This is a genomic window from Gaiella sp., assembly GCF_039915195.1.
GTDB lineage: Bacteria > Actinomycetota > Thermoleophilia > Gaiellales > Gaiellaceae > Gaiella.
Window position 1 is genome coordinate 1 of record NZ_JBDSNT010000017.1, and the last position, 7,373, is coordinate 7,373.

Annotated in this window: 6 protein-coding genes and 1 pseudogene; 2 read left to right on the forward strand and 5 right to left on the reverse strand. The window is 66.7% G+C overall.

Going from position 1 to position 7,373, the window contains the following annotated elements; genetic code table 11:
- Both ABIR74_RS02000 and ABIR74_RS02005 read left to right on the forward strand, forming a co-directional pair.
- A pseudogene (locus ABIR74_RS02000) lies at positions 1 to 245 on the forward strand (hypothetical protein); the annotation flags it as partial.
- Positions 246 to 289: 44 nt separating this feature from the next.
- A complete protein-coding gene (locus ABIR74_RS02005; RefSeq protein ID WP_348174939.1) occupies positions 290 to 1,972 on the forward strand; it encodes a N,N-dimethylformamidase beta subunit family domain-containing protein in 1,683 nt (560 codons plus the stop codon).
- A gap of 110 nt (positions 1,973 to 2,082) precedes the next feature.
- Here ABIR74_RS02005 and ABIR74_RS02010 read toward each other — a convergent pair whose 3' ends face one another.
- From ABIR74_RS02010 to ABIR74_RS02030, 5 genes are all read right to left on the reverse strand, one after another.
- Entirely contained in the window at positions 2,083 to 3,171 is a 1,089-nt protein-coding gene (locus ABIR74_RS02010; protein WP_348174940.1) for an aminopeptidase, read from the reverse strand.
- 93 nt (positions 3,172 to 3,264) lie between these two features.
- Positions 3,265 to 3,804 carry a lytic transglycosylase domain-containing protein gene (locus tag ABIR74_RS02015; protein ID WP_348174942.1) on the reverse strand — a complete coding sequence of 180 codons (540 nt, stop codon included), beginning with the start codon at positions 3,802 to 3,804 and terminating at the stop codon, positions 3,265 to 3,267.
- On the reverse strand, positions 3,801 to 4,505 hold the full coding sequence (gene coaE, locus ABIR74_RS02020) for a dephospho-CoA kinase (protein ID WP_348174945.1): 705 nt from the start codon (positions 4,503 to 4,505) through the stop codon (positions 3,801 to 3,803). Before coaE ends, ABIR74_RS02015 begins: the two co-directional genes overlap by 4 nt.
- Complete coding sequence (gene rpsA / locus ABIR74_RS02025) at positions 4,415 to 6,097, reverse strand: 30S ribosomal protein S1 (RefSeq protein WP_348174943.1); 1,683 nt, start codon at positions 6,095 to 6,097, stop codon at positions 4,415 to 4,417. The genes coaE and rpsA overlap by 91 nt, the downstream gene beginning before the upstream one ends.
- Positions 6,098 to 6,225: 128 nt before the next feature.
- A partial coding sequence (locus ABIR74_RS02030; protein ID WP_348174944.1) for a DNA polymerase occupies positions 6,226 to 7,373 on the reverse strand: 1,148 nt, incomplete at its 5' end.

Here is a 7,373-nt window from a genome sequence, read left to right on the forward strand (position 1 = left end):
AGGAGCTCGGTGGCTACGGGATCGAGATCGACGCGACGACGAAGGCAAGCCCGCCCGGGACGATCGTCCTCGCCGAGATCCCGGAGATCTACGGGCCGACGTTCTCGGCACAGATGACGTACTACGAAACGCCGGCGGGCGCGAAGGTGTTCGCGGCCGGGGCGATCGACTTCGGGGGAACCGCGCTTCTGCCCGTCATCTCACGAATGCTCGAGAACCTCTGGCTGCGCCTCTCCGCCCCGTAGCCGCCCGAACAGTTCGATCATCTCCCTCGTCTACGGTTTCCGACATGGCGATCCAACTCAGCCGCGCGCGGCTGCTGAAGCGAGGAGCCGCGGCGCTGCTCATACTCGGGCTCGCTCCCGGTACAGCCGTTGCCGCTGCCCGGCGGGCGCCCGCAGCCCTCAGCGCGTCTGCCCGAAACGCCGGTCGGCGCTACGCCGGCGATCGTGCGTTGTTCGCGACAGTGTCACCCGGCATCCCGGGACGAGATGTCGCCGCGATCGGCTTTCGCCTTCCGCGGCCCGCCTCGATCAGAGTGGAGGCCGTCCAGACGGCCCTGCGTACGGGCCGGGTGGTCTGGGAGACGAACGCCCGGCTCGGGCGTGGCGACCACGTCGTCAACTGGGCCCCGGATCTCGGCACCGCCGTCGGCTCGTACGTGATGCGCCTCACCGTTGCGGACCGGGCCGGACGGAGGACGGTTCTCGGCGCTCGGCGTCCGTCGTCCGTGGGACAGCAGAAGGCGCCGGTCGTGCGGGTGCTCGGAATCGAGGCGGCATTCCTTCGTCGCTCGTACCTCCCGGGTGAGCCGATGGAGCTGCGGATCACGGCCGACGCACCGGCGCTATCCCTGCAGTTTCTTCGCTGCGGCGCAGAGACGGTGAGCACCGAGCGCCACGACGAGCTCGCCGGGGCACCCAAGGGTGAGCCGGTACCGATCGACTGGACAGGAAAGCGCTCGGGCCCGGTGACGATCACGGTTCAGTGCGGCGGCTGGCCGCCCGGTGTCTACGCCGCCCAGCTGACTGCCGCCGATGGTCGCACCGGGTTCGCCCCGTTCGTGTTGCGCGCAGCCGAGACCGAGCTCCGCAGGCAACTCGTCGTGATGCCGACGAACACGTGGCAGGCCTACAACTTCTACGACCGCGACGGCGACGGCTGGGGAGATACGTGGTACGCGGGCGGCAGCCCGCCGGTCGACCTCGCGCGTCCTTACCGGGATCGCGGTGTTCCACCCCGGTTCAAGACGTATGACCGCGCCTTCCTCCGTTGGCTCGCACGCACCGGCAGGACACCCGATTTCGCGGCGGACGACGACCTCGAGACCTTCGCGACCGGCGACGATCTCCGGGCACGCTACGACCTCGTTGTCTTCCCGGGACACAGCGAGTACATGACGACTCACGCATATGACGTGATCGAGCGGTACCGCGACCTTGGCGGCAGGCTCGTCTTTCTCTCCGCCAACAACTTCTTCTGGAAGGTCGAGTCGGACGGGTCGACGCTTCGACGCGTAAAGCTTTGGCGCGAGGTCGGGCGCCCGGAGGCGCGCCTGCTCGGCGTCCAGTACCGCGCCAACGACGACGGCCGCCGCCAGGGGTCGTACACGGTCGTCGCAGCCGAGGCGGCCCCGTGGCTGTTCGACAAGACCGGTCTCGTCACAGGGTCGACGTTCGGGGAGGCGGTCGGTGGCTACGGAATCGAGATCGATATGGCGACGCCCGACTCGCCTCCCGGCACGATCGTCCTCGCACGCGTCGTCGATCTGTTCGGCCCGGGTCTCAGCGGCGAGATGACCTACTACGAGACCGAGGCGGGGGCACGGGTCTTTTCGGCGGGCACACTCGACTTCGGCGGCTCGTCGACGTTCTGGCCAACCAGCAGGCTGCTCACGAACCTGTGGAATCACATGCTCGCCGACGTGATCCCACCGCCGACTGAGCCTGCGGCACCTCCCTCAGGCGGCTAGACGCCGAGAGCGAGGGTCACCGGGCTCGGATGTTCGGTTCCAGGATCCCGAGACGCAGGCAAACGAACATATTTGACGATCCCGAGGCACGCTCTCCTATCGGAGGATCGTCAGGGTACGAGCCAGGCACCCTCACTCTGTACAACAACGCCGTCGAGCTCGATCCGCGATCCGGGCAGCCGAAGATCCTTGACGAGATCCCAGTGGATCGCCGATTGATTGACGCCGCCAACGTCGGTGTAGCTGTTGCCGACGGCGAGGTGCACGGTGCCGTTCATCTTCTCATCGAAGAGCGTGTTCTTCATGTACCGCGTGATTCCGGGGTTGCAGCCGATGCCGAGCTCGCCGAGACGCCGGGCACCCTCGTCCGTGTCGAGCGTCTCGATCAGATACGCCTCATTGGTCTCCGCCGAGGCGTCAACGACGCGGCCCGCTTCGAAGACGAGTCTGATCCCGGTCATCTCGCGACCGCGGTACACGGCCGGGAACTCGGCGAACGAGATCACGCCCTCCGCGGAGTCCTCGACCGGACAGCCGAAGAACTCGCCGCCGGGAAGATTCGAGCCGAGCGCGTCGACCTTCATGCGGCGCCCATCGAGGGAAAGGCGAAGATCGGTGCGCTCACCGACGATTCTCACCTCCGAAGCATCGTCGAAGTACGCGGAGATCGCACGCATTCTCTCGCCCTCGGCGGCCCAGTCGAGCAGCACCGAGCCGTAGAGAAGCTGTGCGAAGTCCTCGGTGCTGAGCCCGGCTTCCTGCGCAAGCGCCGCGGTCGGATACTGGCAGGCGACCCACGGAATGTCGTGGTTCATCATCCGCTTGTTCGCGGGCCGGTAGGCCGCCTGGAGCGCCCCCATGCGCTCGCTCGGAATCGCCGCGGAGGACCGCGTGTTGTCGGGGGCTGCGACGAAGAGCATCGCGTCCATGGTCGCGAGCTCGCTGACGGTGATGCCGGCCGGCTGCTCGAGCAGCTCGAGAGGTGCGTTTGCGACCCAGCTCAGGGACTGCGCGAGGAATCCCTCGAAGGAGATCCGCAGCAGCGCGTAGGCACCGCGCCGGGCGACCGCGCCGCACACCTCCTCGAGGAGGGGCCGAGCCTGCGGGTTGCCACCGACGACCACCTGCCAGCCGGGTTGAACGCCGAGGCAGCCATCGACGATCAGCTCTGCGTACTCACGATCGCGGGGGTCGAGCATCGGCAGCAGTCTACGTGAGCTGTCCGCGCTCGCTCGCGGGCGAGGCATGCGCCTCGCCCCTACGGGAATCCGGTCGAATGGCTTCAGGGCGGATCACCCGAGCCCGAGCTCTTTCGCGTATCGATCGGCGTAGATGCGTTTCGCTTTCTCGACGTCGTCGACGTAGTCGCGCGTTTCGGGGAACTGGATTTCGACCCCCTGATCGCGCCAGCGATCGACGTTCCCGGGGCCTGCGTGGTACGCGGCAAGGGCCGTGCGTTCGTCCGAGTAGCGATCGAGCATGTTGCGCAGGTACCAGGCGCCGTAGCGGACGTTGATCTCCGGCACGTAGAGGTCTTTTACGGCAAAGCCGTCGCCGCCCGTGCGAACGGCGATCCCGCGGGCCGTCTCGGGGAGGAGCTGCATGAGCCCGATCGCGCCTGCCGACGACTCGGCACGCGCATTGAAGCGGCTCTCCGTGTAGATCACCGCGGCAAGGAGCGCCGGGTCGAGATCATAGTTCTTCGCATGAATCCGCACGATCTGCTCGTACCGCAAGGGGTACCGCAGGCGGTCGACCGGCGCGCAGCCGAGCGAAACGGCTGAGCTGGCGATGATCGCAATCGCCGCGAGCGCGGTGACGATGCGTCTCACCGGGTCTCGTTCATCAGCACTTCCATGAGGCCTGCGACCCACGCATCGAGGTCTTCGAACGTTCCCGTGTTGACGTAGTGATAGTCGGCCCGCCTGACCTTCTCGGTATCGTCGAGCAGCCGTGCCTCACGGTTGTCCTCCGGTGCGTGACGGCGCTGCTCGCGCAACTGCCGGGGTGCGGTGACGACGACGACGCGATCGAAACGGCTCTCTCCGCCCGACTCGTAGAGAAGTGGCACCTCGGTGGCGCAGACGCGCGGCGGCGAGTCGAGCGCAGCGAGTTGCTCGCGCCAGATCAGGTACTCGCGGGAGACGAGCGGGTGCAGCAGCGCCTCGAGGAATGCGAGCGCCTCGGCGTCATCGAAGACGATCGCCGCGATCGCCGCACGATCGGGGATGCCGTCCTCATCCAGGATCCCTTTACCGAGCCGCTCGACGAGTGCCGCACGGACATCCGGGTCGGCGCGAAGCAGTTGGTGCACGATCTCGTCGCTCGAAACGGTTGCTGCACCGTGCGCGCGAAGAGCCGCGAGCACGGTGCTCTTACCAGCACCGATTCCGCCGGTGATCGCGAGTGCGATCGGGCGCGGAGAAGCCTCGGCCGGGTCGCTCAGGCCGCAGGGTCTTCGTCGGCGAGGGCCACTGCTTCGCCGAGGAGATCCTCGGCGACGATCTCCTCGACGACCGCCTCCTCGACCAATTCGACCGCGACGGCATCGGCAACGATCGCTTCCTCGGCCAGCTCGACAGCAACGGCGTCGGCAGCAATGGCCTCCGCGGCCAACTCGACGGCGAGCTCCTCGACGGCGACGGCCTCCTCCGCGAGCTCGACGGCTGCCTCGGCGTCACCCGCTGCATCGGCCTCGAGCGATTCCTCTTCGAGCTCGTGCGCAACCGCGTCCGCGACGATCGCATCCTCCGCGAGCTCGATCGCGACGGCCTCGGCTGCGATTGCCTCCTCGACGAGCTCGACCGAGACCTCCTCCGCCACCACTGCGTCGGCGAGGAGCTCCGAGGCGTCTGCGTCAAGTGCGAGCGCTGCCTCGGCAGGCTCTGCAGCCCCGAGGTGCATCTCGCTCATCGAGTCCCCTTCGCTCTCGGATCCCGCGGGGAATGCTTCCTCGGAGAGCCTCAGGTTCGGTGTCAGGTGAACGGACTCGCCGCCGTCGGCGCGCGGGAGCGGCTCTGCGCCTTCCTCGACGCGCTTGAGCGAGAGCGAAAGCCGACGCCGGTCGCCGTCGATCTCGAGGATGAGCACGTTGACCGGGTCTCCCTGAGAGACGACCTCGCGCGGGTTCTCGACGTGGTGCTGGGCGAGTTCGGAAATATGCACGAGGCCCTCGACGCCGGGCAGGATCTCGACAAATGCGCCGAACGTGACGACCTTCGTCACGCGACCCTCGACGACGTCCTCCTCGTGGTAATGCTCGAGCACCTGCTGCCACGGGTCGGACTGCGTCTGCTTGAGGCCGAGCGAGATACGCTGGCGCTCGCGGTCGATGTCGAGCACCTTGACCTGCACCGTCTGGCCGATCTCGAGGATCTCGGACGGATGATTGACATGGCTCCACGAGAGCTCGGAGATGTGGATGAGACCGTCCATCCCGTCGAGATCGACAAAGGCGCCGAAGTCCACGATGTTGGAGATCTGGCCATCGACGACGTCGCCTGGATTGAGCCTGTCGAGGATGCCCTGACGCATCTCCTTCCGCTCGTCCTCGAGGACGGCGCGGCGGGAGAGCACGACGTTGTTGCGCGAGCGGTTGAGCTCGATCACCTTGCAGCGGAGCTCCTTGCCCGTGAACTCGTCCAGATCCTGGACACGCCGGATGTCGACGAGCGACGCCGGCAGGAAGCCACGGACGCCGAGGTCGAGAATGAGACCGCCCTTGACGACCTCGATCACGCGGCCGTTGACGGCCTCCCCACTCTCCGCGGCAGCCTCGATCGCCTTCCAGGCAAGCTCGAAGCGCGCACGCTTCTTGGAGAGAATGAGACGCCCCTCGGCGTCCTCCTTCGTCATCACGAGCGCGTCGATCTCCTCACCGAGCGAGACCTCGTCCGCGGGATTCACCGAGCGCCGGATCGACAGCTCGGAGACCGGGATCACGCCTTCGGACTTGTAACCGATGTCGACGAGCACCTCGTCCTTGTCGACGCGCACGACCGTGCCGTGCACGACCTCGCCCTCGTTGATGGTCGGGAAGGTTGCGTCGTAGTCGGGAATCAGCTCCCCATCGGGGCCGACGATCCAGACACCGTCTTCGAGGACGGGAATTTCCATAGTGGACATTTGGGTGCTCTCGATAGGTTGGTTGGCCATGGGCGAACGACGAGTATAGCGACGAATCGCCCTTTTTCGACTCGACTGCCCGGCAACGTCGAACGCTTCTGGATCGGGCTGTTGAGGGCCTGCGAGCGCTACTTCGCGTCGGCCCAGTTGTCGCCGACGCCGACGTCGACCGCGAGTGGAGGATCGAGCGGGTAGGCCCCGACCATCTCCTCACGCACGAGCTCGCGGACACCGCTCACCTCGGTATCCGGAACCTCGAGCAGCAGCTCGTCGTGCACCTGGAGGACGAGGCGGGCGCTTCTGCCCTCGGCTCTCAGTCGGTCGTGGGCTCGGATCATCGCCACCTTGATCACGTCGGCCGCGGTGCCCTGCATCACGGTGTTCACCGCGAGCCGCTCACCGAGCGAGCGGGTCTGCCGGTTCGAGGCACGAAGCTCGGGGATGGGCCTGCGTCGCCCGAGGAGCGTCGTCACGTAGCCGTCCGCGGCCGCTTGCGCGATCGTCCGGGCGATGAACTCCTGGACGCGCGGGAAACGGTCGAGATACGTGTCGATGTATGCCTGCGCCTCGTCCCGGGGGATCTCGAGATTCTCCGCGAGCCCGAACGACGAGATCCCGTAGATGATCCCGAAGTTGACCATCTTCGCGATGTCGCGCTCCGACCGTGTGAGGGTGGCCGGATCCTTGCCGAGCACCTCCGCGGCGGTACGCGTGTGGATATCCTCCCCCCGCTCGAATGCCTCGCGCAACACCGGCTCCCCGGATACGTGCGCGAGGATGCGCAGCTCGACCTGGCTGTAGTCGGCCGAGAACAGGCGATGGCCGTCTTCGGCGATGAAGGCCGAGCGGATCTGTCGCCCGAGGTCGGTACGGACCGGGATCGACTGGAGATTCGGATTCGAGGTCGAGAGTCGCCCCGTCGCCGCAACTGCCTGGTTGAAGGTCGTATGGAGGCGCCCGTCGTGCTCCGAGAGCAACGACGGCAACGGCATCAGATACGTGTTCAGGAGCTTCGAGTACTCGCGCCACTCCTCGATCACAGGGACGATCTCGTGCCGGTCCCGTAATCCGCGCAGAACGCGACTGTCGGTGGAGTATCCGGTCTTCCCCTTCCGGCCTGGTTCGAGCCCGAACTTCTCGAAGAGGATCCTCGCCACCTGCTGCGTCGAGCCGAGCATGAACTCCTCGCCCGCGAGATCGGTCGCTTTCGCCTCGAGCTCCTCGACGCGATCGCGCAGGCGCGCCGTAATCTCCCCCATCCGATACGTGTCGATTT